Source organism: Saccharibacillus sacchari DSM 19268 (assembly GCF_000585395.1).
GTDB lineage: Bacteria > Bacillota > Bacilli > Paenibacillales > Paenibacillaceae > Saccharibacillus > Saccharibacillus sacchari.
The window spans coordinates 4197607-4217715 of the sequence record NZ_KK073875.1 but is presented as its reverse complement, the minus strand read 5'-3'; the positions used below and the strand labels follow the sequence as shown (position 1 = coordinate 4217715).

Below are 20109 nucleotides of genomic sequence, written 5' to 3'. Positions count from 1 at the left end.
TGTCCCGGCTTTATAAAGCGTCAGGCGAGGAAGAGATGAAATTTAGAAACATATGATGGAAGTTTCTCTCGGATTCTTCTGGCTTTCCTCGCGCACACGTGACTTTCTCGACCGCCTAGTAGCTTGGCCAACCTTAATAGAGGTTTGCGCTCGACTGAAATGCACACGCTTTAGGTGCGTTTCAGGTGGGCGTAACCTTACGTTTAACTTGGTCAAGCTACTAGCCTGAGAAACTCAGGCTTTTTTCTGCGGGAAAATATCCTGTCGCCGCTCACGAAAAGATCGCCAACGACCCGCCGTATGCGCACGCGCTACCATCCAGAGCGAAAGCATCAGGCCCACAATCACCGGAACAATCGAAGCTTCAATTCCGAAAGCACCTCCCGTCAGCAGATCGCTTCCCGCTACGCGGACTTCAAACAAACCCGCCGAATCAATCCCCGATACCGGAATCCCAAGGAGACTGACGCAAGAATTCCACGCAAAATGCAGTCCCGTAACGAACCATAGATTCCGCCGCCATAAGAACGCTGCGCCGAGCAGAAGTCCCGCTTCGATCGCAATGGCTGCGGCGCTTAGAAATGTTGCGTTCGGATTAGCCATATGAACGCCGCCGAAGAAGATCGAAGTCAATGCCAACGCCATCCAGCTTCCGCCAAGGCGCTCGATTCCTTGTACCAAAAGGCCGCGAAATACCAGTTCTTCGAATAAAGCCGCACTGGAAAACAGCAGCAATCCAGCGAGCAGCACGCCTGTTGATCCGGCGGGTGACCAATGGAAGCTGTATCCGCCGAAAGCCATAATAAGAAGTACGCTGATTCCGATAAAAAGAATACCGGTTCCGATGCCCAGCAGCGTTTCGCGTCCGGCGCGGCTAAGCGTCAACTCGGACAAACGGCGGCGCGCTATGGCCTTCATGATCAGTATGTATGCGACAACATAGACGATTCCGCTAACGAGCGACATTGATACGACAAACGGAATATCCGTCGAACCGATCATCGGACCGAGCAGGCTATTACACAAAACAAGCAAGACGAAACCAATAACCATCCATGCTAGCGGGTGTTGAAAAAATGAAGCGAGTTTAGACTGCTTTTCATCCATTGCACATACACTCCTTAGGCCAAATTCCGGATTTTTGATCAACCGAGTCTGTTTAACGCTAGCATTGCCTAAAGGTGATGTCTATCGGTCCGACGGCCGATTCCTTTATTCTTATAATTCCGATGAATAAAATATACTTTTCATAAAAAAACGGTAGCCATACAACATTTATCCCGGTATAATCAACGCAAAGAAGGCAATCGTTTAACGATTCGCATGTTTATAAAGAAAAGAGGGGAATTTATGCAATCTTCGAAAGGGTTCTCGGTTAAAACGGTCGTCGCGATCGGGATCGGAGCGGCGTTGTTCGTCGTATTGGCTCGTTTCGGCTCCATTCCGACAGGAATTCCGAACACCAACTTGCAAACGAACTACGCGATCTTGGCATTGTTCGCGTTGTTGTATGGACCATGGGCGGGACTGCTGATCGGTCTGATCGGCCATACCGTAGCGGATCTGATCTCGTTCGGACCTTGGTTCAGCTGGATCATCGCTTCCGGCGTATTCGGTCTGCTTGCCGGGTTGTTTAGTCGCGGGATTCGTATTCATGACGGCGAATTCGGCGGCAAAGAGATTTTGCGGTTCAATATCGCTCAAATCATCGCTAACGCGGCTGCATGGTTTATCGTCGCTCCGGTGCTGGATATTCTCATCTATGCGGAACCGGCGAACAAAGTCTTTACGCAAGGTCTTGCGGCTGGCGCTATGAACATGGTGACGGTTGCCATTTTGGGAACGCTGATCGCCATCGCATATTCCAAAACGCGCACGAAGCGCGGAAGCTTGACGCGGGAAGCCTAGCATGTGAAAATTGGGAAAGAAGCAAGCGCAGAAAAGCCGGTGCATTCAGCCGGCTTTTTCGTTTGCAGATCAGATCGGTAACGAGAAAGGAAAGCCATGAAAAAACCGGTGATCGAGTTCGATCAATTTACATTTCAATATCGCGCGCAGAGTGAACCGACGCTGCGGGATATCAACTTAACGATTCATGAAGGAGAAAAGGTACTGATCGTCGGTCCTTCAGGCTCCGGCAAAAGCACGCTGGCGCACTGTATCAACGGGCTTGCGCCGCATTTTTATCCCGGTGAACATTCGGGCGTACTCAAAATAATGGGAGCGGATAGCAAAGGCATGGGAATCGCCGAGCTGTCCGACTTCATCGGAACGGTGATGCAGGATCCGGACGGTCAATTTGTCGGTCTGACGGTAGCCGAAGACATTGCGTTTAAGCTGGAGAACGACGGCGTTCCGCATGCGGAAATGATTCGCCGGGTTCAAGAAGCCGCGGCCGAAGTCGAATTTTCCGATTTCCTCGATGCTTCTCCGCAAGAACTGTCAGGAGGTCAAAAGCAGAAAACGACGCTGGCCGGCGGCCTGGTTGGCGGAGCGCCGATCTTGTTATTTGACGAACCGTTGGCGAGTCTCGATCCCCATGCAGGACGGGCGACGGTGGAGCTGATCGACCGATTGCACCGCGAATCCGGACGGACGATTATGATTGTGGAACATCGATTGGAGGAAGTGCTGCATTGCCCGGTAGACCGAATTATCGTGATCGAAGAAGGACGGATCGTTGCGGATCTACCGCCGGACGAGCTGCTTTGTTCGGGTCTTTTGCGTGAAAAAGGAATCCGGGAACCGCTGCATCTGTCGGCTATGCGATACGCGGGTTGCGCAGTAACGCCTGAGATCGGTCCAAGAAGCGTAGAAAGCGTCGATCTTGAAGGCTGCACGGAGCAGTTGATTCGCTGGCACGAGGCTAATTTGGCGAGTCCGAAGTCGGACGTCAAGCAGCCGTTGTTGGAGCTGGAAGGAATTACTTTCGGCTACGATCCGGCGAAGCCCGTGCTGCAAGACGTCTCATTAAGCGTAGGCCGTGGTGAAATCTTGTGTATCGCAGGTCGCAACGGAGCGGGCAAGTCGACAATCTCCCGGTTGATTTGCGGTTTTCACAAACCTTCTTCCGGTTCAATACGACTGAACGGACGCGATCTATCCCGGGATACGATTCGCGAGCGTGCCGATGTGATCGGTTTTGTGATGCAGAATCCCAATCATATGCTATCCAAGCCTTTGTTGTACGACGAAGTTGCGCTTGGATTGGTAAATCGAGGAGTTCCGGAAGCCGAGATTCGGGATCGGGTCAATGAGACGCTGCGCGTCTGCGGGTTATATCCGTTCCGCAGTTGGCCGGTATCGGCGCTCAGTTACGGACAGAAGAAGCGTGCCACGATTGCTTCGATTCTCGTTCTGCGCCCCGAAATCTTGATTCTCGACGAGCCTACGGCGGGACAGGATTTCCGGCATTATAATGAAATGATGAAGTTTCTGATGGAGCTTAACAGTCAGGGAATGACTTTGATTTTGATTACGCACGATATGCATCTAATGTTGGAATACGGTCAAAGAACCGTTGTGCTGGCTGAAGGACGCAAGCTTGCGGACGATACGCCGGCACGGATTTTGGGCAATGCGCAAGTGGTTGAAGAAGCGCATCTGCATGAGACGTCGCTGCATATCCTGGCCAGACGAATCGGCGTGCAGCCGGAAGACGAATTCGTATCCCGGTTCATTCGTTCGGACAGGAGGATGATGAACTGATGCCGCCCAAGCTGCTGTCTTACTCCGATGTCGGTTCGCCCGTTCATCGGTTAAACGGAGTGACCAAATTGATCGCCTTTCTGTTATTCTCAATCGCAGGAATGGTTAGTTATGATACGCGCTGTCTGCTCGTTATGCTGGTCATCTCGTTAAGCGTTTTTTATATATCCAAAGTTCCGTTCAAGCAGTATTCGTTTGTCTTGTATCTGATTCTGATTTTTTCCGCGTTAAATCAACTAGCGATTTTCCTCTTTTCACCGGAACAGGGCGTACAGATCTACGGAACCCGGCATGAGCTGCTGCATATCGCCGGACGTTATTCGCTGACTTCCGAGCAATTATTTTACCAGTTCAATGTGCTGTTGAAGTTCGCTGTCGTGGTGCCGCCCGCATTGCTGTTCCTGCTTGCCACGGAACCTAGTGAATTCGCGTCTTCGCTGAATCGCGTAGGCGTGAGTTATAAGGTGGCTTATGCGATCTCGCTGACCATGCGTTACATCCCCGATGTGCAGCAGGAATACGTGAATATCTCCACGGCTGCGCAAGCCCGGGGAATCGATTTGTCCAAAAAAGAAAAACTGGGCCGTCGCGTGAAAAATATGGCCGCGATTCTGCTTCCGCTCGTTCTGGCAACGTTGGAGCGGATCGAGAAGGTGAGTGCGGCGCTGGAATTACGCGGTTTCGGCCGCAAACGTAAACGCACCTGGTACAGAAGCCGGCCGCTGACCAAAAGGGATACGTTGGTAATCGCAGGCGCGGTACTGATTTCGGCTGCCGTGTTGGTCATTACGTTTTGGGACGGATCGAGGTTTTATAACCCGTTCGTGTAACGTATGAGACGAGCTTTATTTTGATTCGATACGCTTCTATTACTATAATTGTTCTTAAAAAAAGCCGTTCGTACGCTAAGGTACGAGCGGCTTTTGCTGTTCTTTTATACAAACCCGCCGTTGACGCGCAGAGTCTGCCCGGTCATCCAACGTGCTTCCTCGCTCGCCAGAAACAGAACGGTTCCGGTGATATCATTCGTTTCTCCAAGTCGTCCGAAAGCGTTCATTCCGACGATCCCTGCAACTTGCTGCTCCGATTTGCCTTCCAGGAATAGTTCCGTATTGACGGGTCCCGGCGCGACGGCGTTGATCGTGATTCCTTTGGGCCCCAGTTCCTTGGCAAGCTGACGGGTGAATTGCTCAACAGCTCCTTTGGTTCCGGCATAGACGCTGTACCCGGGGAACATCGCGCCGACGACGGAAGTCGAGAAGTTAATAATTCGTCCGCCCTCGTTTAAGTGTCGCGCAGCGGCTTGGCAAGCGAAAAAGGTTCCTTTTACATTCACGGCGAACTGGCGGTCGAAGTCTTCCTCCGTCACTTGCAGCAGCGGCACCGTGTGCATCAGGCCTGCATTATTGACAAGAATATCGATGCCGCCGAACGCTTCTATGGTTTGCGCAAACAAGTAGTCGATGTCGGCAATGACGCTGATATCGGCTTGGATCGCAATCGCGCGTCCGCCTTGCTGCTCAATCCGTTGAACAACTTCTTGGGCTTTTGCGCGGTTGCCGCTGTAGTTGACCACCACGTTGGCACCCTGTGCCGCAAATTCTTGCGCGATCGCGCTGCCGATGCCTCGCGACGAGCCGGTCACAATAACGGTTTTTTCGGTAAATGCAGAGGATGTGAGAGATGGATTCATAAGAGTAGTCGCTCCTTTTAAAAAGAAAGTATGTTGTCGTTCTTATACCCGTATTATGCGCGTTGGAAGAGCGAATCAGGTAGATCAATCCCGGGGAATCCTTGCCTAATCCTCCAATAAGACGCATGATAGAAGAGAAACGTACACCAAAAAGGAGGCTGATTCGTATGGAGCGTCAGTCTGACATACAGCTAGATCCCCAGTGGGAAACCGCAAGACAAGAACTCGCTAATCTGCTGATCCGCCATGCTCCCGTTGAGGGGTCGCAGTCGACTGCGATTCCCGAACTGCGCATCATCAGGCAAAATCAGACGAACGAGTTGGTGCATTCGATGTATCGGCCGTCGCTGTGCATTGTGGCGCAGAGAGCGAAACAGGTCATGCTGGGCCGACATCGCTATACCTATGATGCTTATTCCTACTTGGCGACCTCCGTCGAATTACCGATCCGCGGACGCGTCGTCGAAGCTTCGGATGAAGAGCCGTATTTGAGCTTGCAGCTGTATTTTACGGCGGATCAGATCGTGCAGTTGGGCGGTGCGGGAAGTTCGAAGATTACAGTTGAAAAAGGCAAGCTGGATCGCGGACTCGGTATCGGACGCATGGATCGAGCGCTGTTGGATGCGGCGATTCGACTTGTTCGATTGCTCGACAGTCCGGACGACATCGAAGCTTTGGCACCGCTGGTGATCCGGGAATTACTGTACCGTGCGGTGCAAGGCGAGTTGGGCGGACGTATTCGAAGCTTCGCGGCCGGAGGTACGTTATCGCAGCGGATCGCTTCCGTGGTTAATCATTTGCAGCAGGAGTACGACAAGCCGCTTCGCGTGGAAGAACTGGCAAGCCAGGCTCATATGAGCGAATCGTCGTTGTATGCTCATTTCAAGGAAGTGACGGGATTAACGCCGATCCAGTATCAGAAAAAGATTCGGCTTCAGGAAGCGCGGCGCTTGCTGCTTTCGGAGACGCGCGAAGCGGCAGAAGCGGCATTCCGCGTCGGTTACGAGAGCCCGTCGCAGTTCAGCCGCGAGTATGCGCGCATGTTCGGACTGCCGCCCGCGAAGGATATGAAGCAGATGCGGGAACGGTTGGATAGTTGATCGGATTTGGGGAAAAATCGAAGGTTCGGGTGAACACATCAAAAAGCCCGGAGCGATATGACGCTTCGGGCTTTAGGCATTAGTTAACCTGTGCTAATGCTTCGACAAAGTCGTCGATCGAAGGCAGGCCGCTTGATGCTGGAGCTTTCGCTTTAACATCGGCCTGGCGATTGTTCAGGAAAGAGGTCAAGGTCTTGTCTAGTTGTGCATCGAATGTGTCCGGCGATGCGGAACGTTCCTTTTCCATCGCTTCCAGCAGGTCGGACCAATACGTCCAAGAATTCTCTTGACTCAGTTCGGGATAAGAGCGGGCCATTTCGCGAACCTTGGTTAAAGGTTGATGGGCAGTGAGTTCCGCGGCCAGTGCCATACCGACAAAACGATGCGTTCCATCATCGGACAGAGCATCGGAGAATTCCTGACGAGCTTCGTCGATCTTTCCTTGATACAGCAGCACTGTCGCATGGATCGAACGCTCATACGCATCTATCGGTTGTGGGTTCGACTCCGTATAAAGACGGTAGTATTGTTCATATTTTGCCCAATCGGTATTTTCGTAAAATAAATAAAGCAACTTCGCGATTTCGCGCGGATTCGTGCTGTGCTCGCTTAAGCGCTCCAGTAACGGGATAAGCTCCTGCATAGTCTGATCTTCCCCGATCTGAGACTTCGCGTAAAGCAAACGGGTGAGCAGACGTAGTGATTCCGTATCGTTCGGATCGGCTTCAACGTTGCTTCGGTAGCGATCTAGCGCTTGAGCAAGTTCTCCTTTTAATACCAGCCGATCTGCTGGGTTAAGCGTTCGTTGCTTCAAATAAAATTCAGGCCGTTTCTCGATGCTTTTCGAATCGATCCGGGGACCGGATGATTGCGCGATCTTGTTGCCTTCGGCATCGTAAGCTTCGACGCTCCACGAAAATTTGGCCTCCGGATTCATATAAGCAAGGAGAGTGTTGGGTTGCGTCGATTCCCAGTCGTTGTCTTCGCTCCACGTTAATCCGCCTGATGTTCCGTATAATTCGTCGAGCGTAAGCGAAATATGATTGTCCGTAATCCCGCTTCGAATCATCGATCCCATCCCGCCGCTGTTATCGTGATTGGGAATCATGCCGCCAAGTTCGTAATAAGCTGCGCCGTCCACCTTTTCCCAGCGGAATTCGACCGTGTCTCCCGTTAGTTCCTGTCCGCCTACAGGAGACTGCTGATCGATCAAAGGCGTCATCGTAAGCTCGCGCTCAATGGTCGAATTCCCTTTGATTTCGATCCGATCATCCCAGTTAAACGGCCAGCTCCAATCCTCAAGTTGTTCATAAGAAAGACCGACCTCCAGCTCATAAAATCCAGGAACGATACCACGAATTTCGAATGTTCCTGTATCGTCAGTCACGGCGTGATACGGTTCTTTGTCCCCCCGATATTGGCTGCGGTCGCTTTCGCGCAAAAAGATGCCGGCACGCGTTACGGGAGTTCCGTCGCCGCGTACAAATTTGCCCGAGAATACGTATGGGTCGCTGTCGTGTTGTTTTAAAGCCGTTTTTAGCGAGCTTCGATAGTCCTCAAGCGCAATATAACTTTCGGAGGTGTAGCCGTCTTTCTCGATGCGAGCCTGTTCGGCAAGCGCCTGCTGAGCCGACTCCAAAGCCGATTTGGCCTGTCCCTCCGCAAACAGCAGTCTGCTGGAGAGCCAACCGTAAGTTTCGGAAAGGCCGTTAAATACGATGTCGTTTTTAGCAGGCCCGGCTTGTTCCAGCAGCTTGCGCGTCTGAACCGTATTTCCGGATTCCAAGTGGCGTTCGGCTTGAAGCAGCAAAAGGTCGCGACGCTCCGCTGTGTTTTTCGATAAACGTGCAGCGGCATCTGCCAACGCTTGGTCAGCGTCCGCATTTTTGCCAAGTACATCGTATTCATAAGCGAGCTGTTCTGCGGCCCGAATCAGGTAATGGTTCGGTTCCGCATTCTGCATATACCACTCCAGCAGAGGGATTCGTTCTTCCGGCGCCAGCAACGCGTCTTCCGTACTGCCGGAGCGTAGCATCGAAGAAGCGCCCAGATGAACGTCGAACGTATAGGGCGTATAGGCATAAGGTTCGATAACCGTTTGTTCGATTAGTTTGGCTTTGCTGTTCCCGTCCGCCTGTTCGATGTCTTCCATGGCATGCAGCAGCTTTTGCTCCGGGGTTTGAAAAGCCTGAAAGCGGTCGAACGTGCTCACCAGCCAAACGGTCAACAGCGTCGCGGCGATCAAAGCGAAGACGATGCAAAGCGTGAGACGTTTTCTGGATGGTTTTGTCTGGTTCAAGCGACCCACTCCTTTTCGGTTTGATTGCAAGGAATCTTCTTATTATGCCGAACGTGGCAAATAACAGGTAAGTTATGCCCGATTCGTGATTTTTAAGAAAAAGAAAAACCTTGTGCACGCAATCGATATCGATGCGGTGTACAAGGTTTTTTCGTTAAAGAGAAAAATCCACTTACAAATAGTACATCTTAAACAAAATATCCTGATTGTGATTCCCGAATTTTTTTCCGAAAATCGTGGCTCCGCCTACATTCTTCGCATCTTCCTTAACCTCGATGCGTAATGTCCAGCGATCGCAGCTCGTATCCAGATCGGCGATCGAAATATCGGACATCGGATCGCCATCGACATACGTGCCGTGACCCGTAATCCGGATTGTTTTGAGCAGGCCGTACTGATTGAGATTATGCGGCCACCATTCCGGTGTCAGCTTGCCTCGCGTATCGGCGAAGTCGCCGGGGCTGGTCCAGATGCCAAGCTCGACGCCGTTCAGCGTGAAGGTCAGATCGGACGGCCATACGTCGTTCGAGAACGGAAACTCCGACGACAGCTCCATGCTGATCTCGAACTGTTGCAGTTTTTCTTCTTTTTTCAGGAAATTTGCCACGCTGTACTGCACGAATCCTTGCGTAAACCACAAAATCTCCGCATCCATCCGCTTCGGGTCCATGAAATACTTTGGATCGTCGACAGGACCTATGAAGTCTTTGTCCGAAGCGAGTCCGCATGTCGGCTTCAAATCGAAGTCCGTATAATGACCGACCGGCACCGACGTTTCATAAGAATCGAAAGAGTGGAAAATCTTTTTCGGAAAGTTGATCTCGATATGGTCGACTTTCAGGATAGAGAGCTTTTGCAGCCCCGACTTGCCCGGTACTTTTTCCGTTTTGATAATTCCCGCGTCTTCCAGCTTCTTGATATGTTTGATCACGATCGGACTGCTGATGCCAAGCTCGGCGGCCAGTTCCTTGATATTCATTTTGTTCTTGGACAGTAGCTGAATGATCTTGATGCGAACTTCGCTGGCTAAGGCTTCATAGACGACGAGGGAGGACTGATCGATTTCCAACTGCATCTCTTATCCCACTTCTTTCGCTTGGTTTCATAGAAAGAACCGATAGCGGCTCTTGGTGAAATTAATAATACCATAAAGATTATTAACATGTACATAAATTAATACATAAGATATTCTCAGTTCAAAATAACGGTTACATTCAAAAATTAAAGTAACATATTAGTTAATCAAGTTCAATATTTAAGTTTTAAGTTTATTAAAAAGTTATTGACACCGTTTTCAGATTAGGGATATACTAAACGCGAGTTAAGGGTTTACATAGACAGGAGGAGAATACATTGAAAAGAAAATTGGGGGCATTACTTACAGGTGTTGCATTGACGGCTTCGCTGCTGGCAGGTTGCAGCAGTAACGCAAACGATCCGAACACGATCACGTTCTGGACACCGCTTACAGGCGAAGACGGCGCGTACATGGATAACTTGGTGAAGGCTTACAACGAGACCGATCCGGCAGTCAAAGTGAAGCACGTCGTAACTGCGGATATGTACACGAAAATCTCTACCGTATTAAGCTCGGGCAAAGGCGTGCCGGATCTGGCAATTATCCACGCGGACCGCGTGCCGGGGTACGTCAAGCAGAACCAACTCGAAGCGATGACGACAGTCATGCAAGCGCAACCAGAACTGAAAGAAGACAACTACCTGCCGCAAGCATGGGGCGCAGGCAACATCGACGGCACGCAATACACGGTTCCGCTCGATATCCACGCTAACGTGATGTACTACAATAAGGACTTGCTGGCCAAATACGGTGCGGAAAGCTTCCTTGACGACAATAACGTAACCGTAGACGAAATCCTGAGCCTGCAAGGCAAGATGGACGAAGGCGATTACGTGGTCAATGATGCGTTGCTCGGATGGGCGATGCTCGGACAGATTCAGAACTTGAACGGCGACATTCAAGAAGACGGCAAGCCTGCGGTCAATACGGAAGTGATGAAGACGGCGGTCGAAGATGTCAAAAAAATCAACGACGCCGGCCTGATGACTCCGTTCGGCGAAGACGGTTACCTGATGTTCCAATCCGGCAACGTGCTGTTCTCGACAGACGGAACATGGAGTTCCACGGCACACGCCACGGTCGAGAACCTGAACTTCGGCGTCACGAACGTATACTCGGTCAGCCCGGACAAATTCACGAACCGCTCCTCGTCCCACTTGTTCGCGATGTTCAACAACGAACAACGTTTGGACGAGAAAGAACAAGGCATCGGCGCATTCCTCGAATTCATTCGCGAAAACTCGGTAGAGTGGGCGAAAGCGGGTCAAATTCCTGCGAGTAAGCAAGTCGTGGAAAGCCCTGACTTCTCGCAATACATGCAATCGTTCTTCACTTCGGACGAAAAAGAAATCGAATCGTTGTACATCTACACGTACGAGTACTATCCGTACATCTCCGAAGCGGTCGACAAGTATGTCGGCGACATGGTTCGCGGCAACGTAGACATCGACGAGACTTTGCAGACGATGCAAAAAGAAGTCGAAGACAAGATTACGGAATCGACCGGAGCAGCAACCAAGACCGGCGAATAATCGCATCAAGTAGATGACTACATTAAAAAGAAGAACCGATATGCCCAAAAAGGGCATATCGTTTTTTCCAAGCCCGGCAGCGGTTCGGCATACAGCCTGCACGCGATCCGGGATTCAGGGCAGTCTTGAGAGGAGAACTGAAAGCCTATGAAAAAGAAGCTGAGTTTGGCTCCCGCTTTCTTTGTGGGACCGCATCTGATTTTATTTCTCGTGTTTGTCGTCATTCCGACGATTTACGGCATTTACGCTTCGTTCACGCAGTGGAACTTGGCCGGTTCACCGAACTGGGTAGGATTCGCGAACTATAGCACGATCCTGTTCGATACGTCGTCGACGTTCCATACGCAGTTCTTTAACGGTCTGAAAAACACGCTTCTGTTCGTCCTGTTCACGGTACCGCCGCTCATCGTGCTTCCATTGATGATCGCGGTAGCTCTGTCTCATAAGAAACTCAAAGGCAAAACCTTTATTCAATCCGTACTTTATGTACCGGGTCTGATCTCGATCTCGGCATCGGCCCTGATCTTCTCTCTGATTTTTAACAAACAGTTGGGCATCACCGGCAACCTTTTCGGTTCCACGATTGCTTGGGCAACGCATCAGCCGTACGCTTGGTTGATTATTATTATCCTGACTATCTGGGGCGGTATCGGCGGCAACATGATTATCTACCGCGCTTCGATCAGCGGTGTGGCAGAAGAATTGTATGAATCGGCCGAGCTGGACGGCGCGGGTCCGATCCGTAAATTCTTTAGCATTACATTGCCTTCGATCAACTTCCCGTTAATCTATACGTTCGTCATGACGACAGCGGGTGCGTTCAACGTCTTCGGCCAACCGTTGATGATGACCGACGGCGGTCCTCAACAGAGTACGTCGGTACTGATGATGTACATCCGCCAACTTGCCTTTGGTAGCGGCGAATCCATTGCGGGGATGGCCTCGGCCATGGCAGTCTTGCTGGGCCTCGTGATTCTCGTGATTTCGGCCCTGCAATACTACGTCATGAATCGTAACTCGAACTGATTAAGGAGGAGTGCAGGATGTCAAACCCAGTCATGGATTTGGATAAAAGCGCTGTGGCCGTAGGCCGTAAGCGCACGAAAGTTAGCGTCTCTCAAGTTGTAGCTTATGTATTCCTCGGATTGCTCTGCGTCATCTGGATCGTTCCCGTCATCTTCGGGATCACGACATCGTTCCGATCCCAGACCGAAGTCGTAAGCACCGGATTCCGACTGCTTCCGGTCAACTGGATCATGGATAACTATACGGCAATTCTGGAAAATACATCGACGGCGCCGATTCTGCGTTGGTTGATGAACTCCGTCTTGATCGCGACATCGCATACGCTGCTTGTCGTCGTGGTCATCTCGATTACGGGCTATGGTTACGCACGCATGAACTTCAAAGGCCGTAACTTCCTGTTCTTCACGCTGCTGGGGATTTCGTTCTTCCCGGGCGTCGTGAACCTGATTCCGTCCTACAAAATCATCGACGCGCTCGGTTGGGTCAACACGCCGTGGGCGATGATTATCCCGGGTCTTGCGGGTATGGGCAACATCTTCTTGGTACGTCAATTCATGCTTGCGATTCCGAAAGACCTGGACGAATCGGCGAAAGTAGACGGCGCCAGCCACTTCCGGATTTACTTCTCGATCATGCTGCCGCTGATCAAGCCGGTTCTGATCGTCTGCGCGTTGTTCTCGTTCACCGGATCGTGGAACGACTTCCTGTGGCCGGTTATCGTGTACACGGACGTCGACAAGATGCCGGTAACGGCGGGTCTGTTACTGCTGCAAGATATCTACGGCAACTACCGGATGATCGGACAACTGATGGGCTCGGCGATCTTGGCGATCATTCCGACGCTGGCGCTGTTCTTGTTCGCCCAAAAATATTTCGTTCAGTCGATTAATTTGAACTCGGGGATTAAAGGGTAAGGCGGGGTTATTCTGGGGGAGGCTTGCGGGAGGGGCTGCGGGGAAAATTCGTTCAAGGCGCTGTCTCACTCGGAAAAGCTGATTAAAGTTTTAAGTGGAATTTTCCGAGTTCAAAGGCGCCTTTCACTGAATTTCCCCCTCCGCCCCAAGCTACGCGGCCTGGAATAAACCCTTGCACCCTTTAAACGCCTCATTCTTGTTTTTTTAGGTAGTAGTAACGGCACTGCCTTATACTCGTTATCACAATTTTATTTATCCTTTGTACTTATCCTTATTGCTTTGACTTGCCGCAGCATTAGCGTTCGGCAAAGATTTGCCTTACACACCTACCCAATAAAAATAAAAAGAATTTGATCAGGCCGATTGGGTCGGCCGGGCACGCGGTTAGCGGAGGGGTCTGGGGATTCTGAAGAAGCGGAGCGTTCGCCTTTGAATTCCGAGATCGTAAGAACCCCACGCCCCGGAGCGCCCCACGCGTGCCTGTGCCGGTCCGCTCCCGGCCGATCCCACATTCGGCCCCCGTCAAATTCCCGATAGGAGACCATATTTTATGACACCTTACAACTTGCCTAACCCTTTGATCGAACAAAGAGCCGATCCGTTTATCTTGAAACATACAGACGGTTTCTATTATTTTATTGCTTCTGTGCCTGAGTACGATCGGATTGAACTTAGACGCGCGTCTACGCTTGTCGGATTGCGGGATGCCGAAACGAAAAATATTTGGGTTAAGCATGACAGCGGTCCGATGAGCGCGAATATTTGGGCGCCGGAGATTCATTTTATTGATGGAAAATGGTATGTCTACTTCGCGGCGGCGCATACGTCGGAGACGAAGGAAGGCTTATTTGATCATCGTATGTTTGTTCTCGAAAACGATTCCGCTAATCCGCTGCAAGGCGAGTGGATCGAAAAGGGGCAAATTAAAACGAAATGGGAGTCGTTTGCGCTGGATGCGACTTCGTTCGAACATCGCGGCATTCGCTACTATGTCTGGGCGCAGAAAGATCCGGAGATCGTCGGAAACTCGAATATGTATATTTCCGAGATGGAAAATCCATGGACGCTGCGCGGCGAACAGGTTTGCATTTCAACGCCGGAATACGAATGGGAAAAAATCGGGTTCCTGGTGAATGAGGGCGCGGCGGTTCTGAAACGCAACGGACGGATCTTCATGACGTTCTCCGGCAGTGCGACTGATTACAACTACTGCATGGGCCTATTGACCGCGGATGAAAACAGCGATCTGCTTGATCCGAAATCCTGGGTCAAAACGCCGGTTCCCGTGTTCCAAACTTGCGAAGAAAACGGCCAATACGGACCCGGCCATAATAGCTTCACGGTATCCGAAGACGGTTCGCTTGATCTGCTCGTGTTCCACGGCAGAAGCTACAAAGAGATTGTCGGCGATCCGTTATACGACCCGAACCGTCACGCGCGTGTTCAGGTGATCGAATGGAACGAAGACGGAACGCCTAACTTCGGCGTTCCGAGACCGGATACATCCGCGGACGAACTGGCGATTTCGTAATCAGATTCGTCAACCTACTCTTTTTCGAACATTACCGGCAGCGGCGTTCGTTTGCCATATTACGTCGAAGACAAGCCTTTGCTCCTTTCGAAACTTCGGTTTCAGGGAAGAGCAAAGGCTTTTTCTTTTTATTTGGAGATGAAGGCGCCGATCGAGAAAATTCGCGAAGCCGCGAAATGAACTTTGTACGCCAGCCTTCTTTTCGTTAAGATGAAGAAAGAATCGGTTGCGGTCGGACGAAGCTGCTTCGACTGACAGAACCGTCCAACGAACACAGGAGCACGGGAGGAATCAACATGCAAAAAGGCATACGACTGAAAGGCGGCATTGACGACAAAAGTTTCGCGAATCGTCTGAGTCATGAACCGGAGATCGTCGAGCTTTTTTTAACGGAACACGATATGGAACGTACACCGCTTATACGCGAGCGTATTCGGCAAATGCGAAGCAGAGGAATCAAGGCGTATATGCACCATCCGTCGAAATATCGGGGGGCTTATTTGGACATACTGAGCGAGCAGCCGGAGATGTTTGCTTTTTACCGGGAATCGACGGCGGAGCTGCTGCGAATTTGCGAGGAGGAAGATGCGAAATGCGTCATTCACGCGCATTATGTCGGAATGGGGAATATGCCGATCGACCGGGAATCGACGATTAAGCTTAGGGAAGCGATCGCTTCGATTCCAGGTTACGATAGCGGACTGCTGCTTTGGGAAGATTCGACGGAAGGATTGTTTTGCTACAGCAATCCGTATCTGATCGACGACCTGATCGTTCCGCTGAATTTGCCGATCAACGTCGACGTTAGCCATACGTTTATCGGTTTCCGCGGAGACAACGACAAGCTGTGCGAAGTGCTGAAGCGGACCGCGCCGTATGCCCGATACTATCATCTGGTCGATAGCATGGGACAACGGCACGACTCGCTTCCGCTGGGAGCGGGCTTGATCGATTGGGAGCGAGTGAAGCCGTTTGTGGAAGGCAAAGATTTTATTTTCGAGATCAATCTAACCGGAGACCATGCGGATTGTACGCCGATGGTGGAGAGTGCGGCTTTTTATGCAGCGGTTCGATAACAGCCAGGGAGGGTCGAAAAAATGAAAAAAGTATTGATTGCCGACGACGATATCCATATTCGGGCGCTGCTGAGAACGGTGCTGACGCAGGAAGGCTATCGGGTGATTGAAGCCAGAGACGGCGACGAAGCGGCAAAGCATCTGGCCGAAGCTTCGGTGGATCTGGCTGTGCTGGACGTGATGATGCCGGGGCGCAGCGGACTCGATCTGTGTACCGAAATCCGAAGTCAGTACGATATTCCGGTGATCCTCCTGACGGCTCGCGAGCAGTTGGAAGACAAAGAAGCCGGATACGCGCACGGCACCGACGATTATATCACCAAGCCTTTTGAGCCGCGGGAATTGTTATTTCGCATGAATGCTTTGTTCCGCCGGTATTCGCTGGCTTCCAGCGAGAAAATTCGGTTAAATCGTCTGACCGTCGATCGCAAAAACCATGAAGTAAACGACGGAGAGACAACGCTTCTATTGCCTTTAAAAGAATTCGAACTACTGGCGCAGTTGGCTCAATATCCCGGGCGGCTGTTCGAACGCGGCGAATTGATTCGGCTGCTGTGGGGAGCGGATTACGAAGGCGACGAGCGCACGGTCGACGTTCATATCAAGCGTCTTCGTCATCGCTTTGCCGAATACGGAGACGACTTTTCGATTCGGACGGTTCGCGGGATCGGATATAAGTTGGAGGTGCACCGCAGGTGAGGCTTAAGCTCGGCATGGATCGTTCTGTTAAAAGTCTGTATGTACGCGTCTGCCTTACCACGCTGCTGGCGGTCGCGATCGGCGCGCTGCTTGGATTCCTCGTTTCGAATGTGTATTATCATGTGCAGCTCAAGCCTTTTAACGATGAAAAGCTGACGCAGATCGCCTACGAAGTGAAAAGAATGGCTGAACTTCGTCCTGATGCGGCAGACGAGTATCTGGAGAGTGCGGCAAGGCTGGGCTACGCGTTATATGTGACCGACGCAAGCGGAGCAGGCGCTTTTTACGGACGGGCTTTCCGCGAGCAGGACCTCGAAGCCGAAGCCATGCGCGAAGTATTGGCCGGAGGGGAATATCACGGAGTCGCCAATTTCCCGAACAAGCCTTTTATCACGGGATTCTTCGATAATCGACTCAGCAATACGGTCGGCGTGCCGCTGGAATTGGACGGTCGTCCGGCAGCGCTTTTTTTACGGCCGGACGTCATTCTGCAATTCGGCGAGCTGCGCAGCTTTTTCGCGATGGTGGGCCTGTTGACGGTCGTATTCAGTATCGCGGTACTGCTGATTGCGACGCGCTATCTGGTGAAGCCGATTACGAGAATGACAGCAGCGACCCAGCGGATCGCGGACGGACATTACAATATCGAATTGCCGACCAAGCGCCGCGACGAGATCGGACAATTAGCCGGCCATTTTATGACGATGAGCCGCAGTTTGTCGCGTTTGGAAGAGTCGCGCCGGGAATTCGTCGCCAATGTCTCGCACGAGATCCAGTCGCCGCTCACCTCGATTCAAGGGTTTGCTTCGGAATTGTCTTCTGCCGAATTGTCGGAGGCCGAGCGCTTGCGTTTCGCGACGATTATCGGCGAAGAGAGTCGAAGATTGTCCGCGTTGGGACGGCAGCTGCTGCTTCTTTCTTCCTTGGACCGAATGGAAGACGGCTTGGTGCGCAGTCCGCTCAAGCTGAAGAACGAAATCCGCAGAGCTGTCGACGTGCTGGAATGGCAGATGAGCGAAAAAGGACTGGCACTGCGTCTGTCCGTGCCGGATCAGCTTGCGGTGATGGGCGATGCGACGCTGCTCGACCAAGTGTGGATCAATTTACTGTCCAATGCGGTCAAGCATATTCCCGAGGGGCGGTCTATTTCCGTTACGGCAGAAGTCGAAGGCGGGGAAAACGTGCTTCGATTCGCGGATACGGGAAACGGGATCGCGCCGGAGAAGCTGCCTTTGTTATTTGACCGATTCTATCGCGGGGATCCGTCGAGAGCCGACGGAGGAAGCACGGGGCTGGGACTGGCCATCGCGAAAAAAATCGTAAACCTGCACGGAGGAACGATCCAGGTCGAAAGCGAAGTCGGGAAAGGGTCGGCCTTTATCGTGCGTTTGCCGAAATTGTAATTTGGTGTTCATACTCCGTTCATTTTCCGGCCCTAGACTGGGTGGCAGATGGAGAGAACTGTCGCCCAATGCGCAAAACGTGCTTGGGCGGGGAAAAAGGAGGAGAACCCGATGTTTTTGGCTTTGCGGGAAATACGATTTTCCAGGACCCGGTATGTGTTGATCGTCACGATTATGCTGCTGGTGTCTTTTCTGGTCCTGTTCGTGACCGGACTTGCGAACGGACTGGGTAACGCGACGTCTTCGGCGATTCGCAATATGCCGGCTGATCATTTTATCGTGCAAAAAGACTCGGACGACCGGTTTGCGCGTTCGGCGTTGCATAGCGAACAGGTTGAGCAGGCGCAGGCGGTTGCCGGGCAGGAAGGAGCCGAGCCGCTAGGCGTGCAGATGACGACGGTGACGCGAAAGGATTCGGATAGCAAGATCGATATTGCTTTGTTCGGGGTACAAGCGGATGGATGGCTGGTACCGCAGACGGTTGAAGGTCAGGGATTGAATCAGACGGCAACGGGAACCGTGTTGGCGGATCATGATCTGGCCGAATCGGGCGTCGCAATCGGCGATACGATCGTGGATAGCGCGACGGGTCTGGAATGGACGGTCAGCGGTTTTACGGAAAACCAGTCGTACAGCCATATGCCTGCCGTATGGATGAACGATGCGGATTGGGCAGCTTACCGTTCGGAGATTATGGCTGCGCGAGGCGGCGAGACGGATACAGCCTACAATGCGATCGCGCTGCGCATTTCCAGTTCCCAAGCGGATGAATTGCGTGCTTCGGTATCGGATGCCGACGTGATTACCAAATCGCAGGCAATCTCGGCGATTCCCGGACATAAAGCGGAACAGTCGTCGTTGATGATGATGATCGCTTTCCTGTACGTGATCTCGGCATTTGTACTGGCTGTCTTTTTCTACGTCATCACCATTCAGAAGACCAGTCAATTCGGCATTCTAAAAGCGATCGGCGCCAAAACGCGTTACTTGGCCGGAAGCGTCGTTGCGCAAGTGCTGGTGTTATCCGTGGGGAGCTTGGCGGTTGGCGTCGGTCTGGTCCTGATCATGAAAGCGATGTTGCCCGCCGCGATGCCGTTTGCGTTGGACGGAGGTACGATTCTGTTGAGTTGTTCGCTGTTCTTGGCTGTTGCTTTGCTTGGCGGACTGGCCTCGGTCGTGAAGGTTGCCAAAACAGACGCATTGGATGCAATAGGGAGGGCCGGAGCATGAATACGAAACTGGACATCGTTCCAATTTCCCCGTCTGCCGAAATAAAGCTGCATTTGGAAGGGGTATCGCATTCTTACGGGGACGGCGAATCTGAGCTTACGGTGCTGGACGGTTTGTCTTGTTCGGTAAAGTCAGGCGAGCTGGTAGCGGTAGTCGGACCGTCCGGATCGGGCAAAAGTACCTTTTTATCCATTGCCGGAGCGCTGCTCACACCGAGTCAAGGCGACGTGCATATCGGCGGACGCAACCTGTCGGGGATGAATGAGCGCCAATTGGCCGATTTACGTTTGCATGAGATCGGGTTCATTTTCCAAGGAGCGAATCTTCTGCCTTATCTGAAAGTGGAAGAACAGCTTCGGTTTGTTGCCAAACTTGGCCGCGCCGACAAAGAGCAAGCCGCGCGCCGTGCAGCGGAATTGCTGGAACGGCTTGGCTTGACTGCCCGTCGTAAACATTATCCCGATAAATTGTCCGGCGGCGAACGGCAACGCGTTGCGGTTGCACGTGCGCTTATGAATGATCCATCGGTGATTTTGGCGGACGAGCCTACGGCAAGCCTTGACGCAGATCGAGGCCGCGATGTCACCAAGCTGCTCGCCGAACGTGTCAAAGCCGAAGGCAAAGCAGGCGTTATCGTGACGCATGACGAGCGGATTTTGCCTTATTGCGACCGCGTGCTGAGATTGGAGAGCGGGGTTTTGCGAGAAGAATAACCTTGGATTTGCGTACGAACACGGATCAGACAAGAACCCGATTCTCTTTGGAGAGTCGGGTTTTAGCATTCGCCAAATTCGTTTGAAAGGGGTATCATGATCATATA

The 20109-nt window shown here is 51.9% G+C and carries 17 protein-coding genes; 13 read left to right on the top strand and 4 right to left on the bottom strand.

The genetic code is table 11. From position 1 onward, the window contains the following. Positions 1-234 precede the first annotated feature (234 nt). On the bottom strand, positions 235-1107 hold the full coding sequence (locus SACSAC_RS18230; protein ID WP_037289050.1) for a CPBP family intramembrane glutamic endopeptidase: 873 nt from the start codon (positions 1105-1107) through the stop codon (positions 235-237). 243 nt (positions 1108-1350) lie between these two features. On the opposite strand from SACSAC_RS18230, the gene SACSAC_RS18225 reads away from it, so the two are divergent. The 3 genes from SACSAC_RS18225 (at position 1351) to SACSAC_RS18215 (ending at position 4538) form a co-directional block, all read left to right on the top strand. Further along, positions 1351-1908: an ECF-type riboflavin transporter substrate-binding protein gene (locus SACSAC_RS18225; protein ID WP_037289048.1), complete on the top strand. Its 558-nt coding sequence runs from the start codon at positions 1351-1353 to the stop codon at positions 1906-1908. Positions 1909-2004: 96 nt separating this feature from the next. Next, complete coding sequence (locus SACSAC_RS18220) at positions 2005-3708, top strand: ABC transporter ATP-binding protein (protein WP_037289045.1); 1704 nt, start codon at positions 2005-2007, stop codon at positions 3706-3708. Next, on the top strand, positions 3708-4538 hold the full coding sequence (locus SACSAC_RS18215) for an energy-coupling factor transporter transmembrane component T family protein (RefSeq protein WP_037289042.1): 831 nt from the start codon (positions 3708-3710) through the stop codon (positions 4536-4538). Before SACSAC_RS18220 ends, SACSAC_RS18215 begins: the two co-directional genes overlap by 1 nt. 104 nt (positions 4539-4642) lie before the next feature. Here the strand turns inward: SACSAC_RS18215 and SACSAC_RS18210 are convergent, their stop codons facing one another. After that, on the bottom strand, positions 4643-5401 hold the full coding sequence (locus SACSAC_RS18210; RefSeq protein WP_051507234.1) for an SDR family oxidoreductase: 759 nt from the start codon (positions 5399-5401) through the stop codon (positions 4643-4645). A 167-nt stretch (positions 5402-5568) separates the two neighbouring features. Between SACSAC_RS18210 and SACSAC_RS18205 the strand changes: the two genes are divergently transcribed. Next, on the top strand, positions 5569-6501 hold the full coding sequence (locus tag SACSAC_RS18205; RefSeq protein WP_051507233.1) for an AraC family transcriptional regulator: 933 nt from the start codon (positions 5569-5571) through the stop codon (positions 6499-6501). Positions 6502-6580: 79 nt separating this feature from the next. On the opposite strand, the gene SACSAC_RS18200 is transcribed toward SACSAC_RS18205, so the two are convergent. Both SACSAC_RS18200 and SACSAC_RS18195 read right to left on the bottom strand, forming a co-directional pair. Further along, positions 6581-8800: a carboxypeptidase-like regulatory domain-containing protein gene (locus SACSAC_RS18200; protein ID WP_037289039.1), complete on the bottom strand. Its 2220-nt coding sequence runs from the start codon at positions 8798-8800 to the stop codon at positions 6581-6583. Between the two features lie 172 nt (positions 8801-8972). Continuing rightward, on the bottom strand, positions 8973-9875 hold the full coding sequence (locus SACSAC_RS18195; protein ID WP_037289034.1) for an ArsR/SmtB family transcription factor: 903 nt from the start codon (positions 9873-9875) through the stop codon (positions 8973-8975). A gap of 278 nt (positions 9876-10153) precedes the next feature. On the opposite strand from SACSAC_RS18195, the gene SACSAC_RS18190 reads away from it, so the two are divergent. The 9 genes from SACSAC_RS18190 to SACSAC_RS18150 all read left to right on the top strand — a co-directional run bounded on the left by SACSAC_RS18190 (position 10154) and on the right by SACSAC_RS18150 (position 20002). Next, a complete protein-coding gene (locus SACSAC_RS18190) occupies positions 10154-11410 on the top strand; it encodes an extracellular solute-binding protein (protein WP_037289033.1) in 1257 nt (418 codons plus the stop codon). A 147-nt stretch (positions 11411-11557) separates the two neighbouring features. Further along, complete coding sequence (locus SACSAC_RS18185) at positions 11558-12436, top strand: carbohydrate ABC transporter permease (RefSeq protein ID WP_037289031.1); 879 nt, start codon at positions 11558-11560, stop codon at positions 12434-12436. Positions 12437-12453: 17 nt separating this feature from the next. Next, entirely contained in the window at positions 12454-13350 is an 897-nt protein-coding gene (locus SACSAC_RS18180) for a carbohydrate ABC transporter permease (protein WP_037289028.1), read from the top strand. A gap of 550 nt (positions 13351-13900) precedes the next feature. Beyond that, on the top strand, positions 13901-14881 hold the full coding sequence (locus SACSAC_RS18175; protein WP_037289026.1) for a glycoside hydrolase family 43 protein: 981 nt from the start codon (positions 13901-13903) through the stop codon (positions 14879-14881). 296 nt (positions 14882-15177) lie between these two features. Beyond that, a complete protein-coding gene (locus SACSAC_RS18170; RefSeq protein ID WP_037289023.1) occupies positions 15178-15957 on the top strand; it encodes an apurinic/apyrimidinic endonuclease family protein in 780 nt (259 codons plus the stop codon). A gap of 21 nt (positions 15958-15978) precedes the next feature. Next, a complete protein-coding gene (locus SACSAC_RS18165) occupies positions 15979-16656 on the top strand; it encodes a response regulator transcription factor (RefSeq protein ID WP_037289021.1) in 678 nt (225 codons plus the stop codon). Continuing rightward, positions 16653-18059 carry a sensor histidine kinase gene (locus tag SACSAC_RS18160; protein ID WP_245608662.1) on the top strand — a complete coding sequence of 469 codons (1407 nt, stop codon included), beginning with the start codon at positions 16653-16655 and terminating at the stop codon, positions 18057-18059. The genes SACSAC_RS18165 and SACSAC_RS18160 overlap by 4 nt, the downstream gene beginning before the upstream one ends. 111 nt (positions 18060-18170) lie before the next feature. Next, positions 18171-19289, top strand: a complete 1119-nt coding sequence (locus tag SACSAC_RS18155) for an ABC transporter permease (RefSeq protein ID WP_037289019.1) — start codon at positions 18171-18173, stop codon at positions 19287-19289. Next, positions 19286-20002, top strand: a complete 717-nt coding sequence (locus SACSAC_RS18150) for an ABC transporter ATP-binding protein (protein WP_051507232.1) — start codon at positions 19286-19288, stop codon at positions 20000-20002. The genes SACSAC_RS18155 and SACSAC_RS18150 overlap by 4 nt, the downstream gene beginning before the upstream one ends. Positions 20003-20109 lie beyond the last annotated feature (107 nt).

What these genes read in the sequence shown, in the direction of transcription:
- SACSAC_RS18230 (WP_037289050.1), bottom strand. Translation starts at nt 1,107, where the DNA reads ATGGATGAAAAGCAGTCTAAACTCGCTTCATTTTTTCAACACCCGCTA.
- SACSAC_RS18225 (WP_037289048.1), top strand. Translation starts at nt 1,351, where the DNA reads ATGCAATCTTCGAAAGGGTTCTCGGTTAAAACGGTCGTCGCGATCGGG.
- SACSAC_RS18220 (WP_037289045.1), top strand. Translation starts at nt 2,005, where the DNA reads ATGAAAAAACCGGTGATCGAGTTCGATCAATTTACATTTCAATATCGC.
- SACSAC_RS18215 (WP_037289042.1), top strand. Translation starts at nt 3,708, where the DNA reads ATGCCGCCCAAGCTGCTGTCTTACTCCGATGTCGGTTCGCCCGTTCAT.
- SACSAC_RS18210 (WP_051507234.1), bottom strand. Translation starts at nt 5,401, where the DNA reads ATGAATCCATCTCTCACATCCTCTGCATTTACCGAAAAAACCGTTATT.
- SACSAC_RS18205 (WP_051507233.1), top strand. Translation starts at nt 5,569, where the DNA reads ATGGAGCGTCAGTCTGACATACAGCTAGATCCCCAGTGGGAAACCGCA.
- SACSAC_RS18195 (WP_037289034.1), bottom strand. Translation starts at nt 9,875, where the DNA reads ATGCAGTTGGAAATCGATCAGTCCTCCCTCGTCGTCTATGAAGCCTTA.
- SACSAC_RS18185 (WP_037289031.1), top strand. Translation starts at nt 11,558, where the DNA reads ATGAAAAAGAAGCTGAGTTTGGCTCCCGCTTTCTTTGTGGGACCGCAT.
- SACSAC_RS18180 (WP_037289028.1), top strand. Translation starts at nt 12,454, where the DNA reads ATGTCAAACCCAGTCATGGATTTGGATAAAAGCGCTGTGGCCGTAGGC.
- SACSAC_RS18175 (WP_037289026.1), top strand. Translation starts at nt 13,901, where the DNA reads ATGACACCTTACAACTTGCCTAACCCTTTGATCGAACAAAGAGCCGAT.
- SACSAC_RS18170 (WP_037289023.1), top strand. Translation starts at nt 15,178, where the DNA reads ATGCAAAAAGGCATACGACTGAAAGGCGGCATTGACGACAAAAGTTTC.
- SACSAC_RS18165 (WP_037289021.1), top strand. Translation starts at nt 15,979, where the DNA reads ATGAAAAAAGTATTGATTGCCGACGACGATATCCATATTCGGGCGCTG.
- SACSAC_RS18155 (WP_037289019.1), top strand. Translation starts at nt 18,171, where the DNA reads ATGTTTTTGGCTTTGCGGGAAATACGATTTTCCAGGACCCGGTATGTG.
- SACSAC_RS18150 (WP_051507232.1), top strand. Translation starts at nt 19,286, where the DNA reads ATGAATACGAAACTGGACATCGTTCCAATTTCCCCGTCTGCCGAAATA.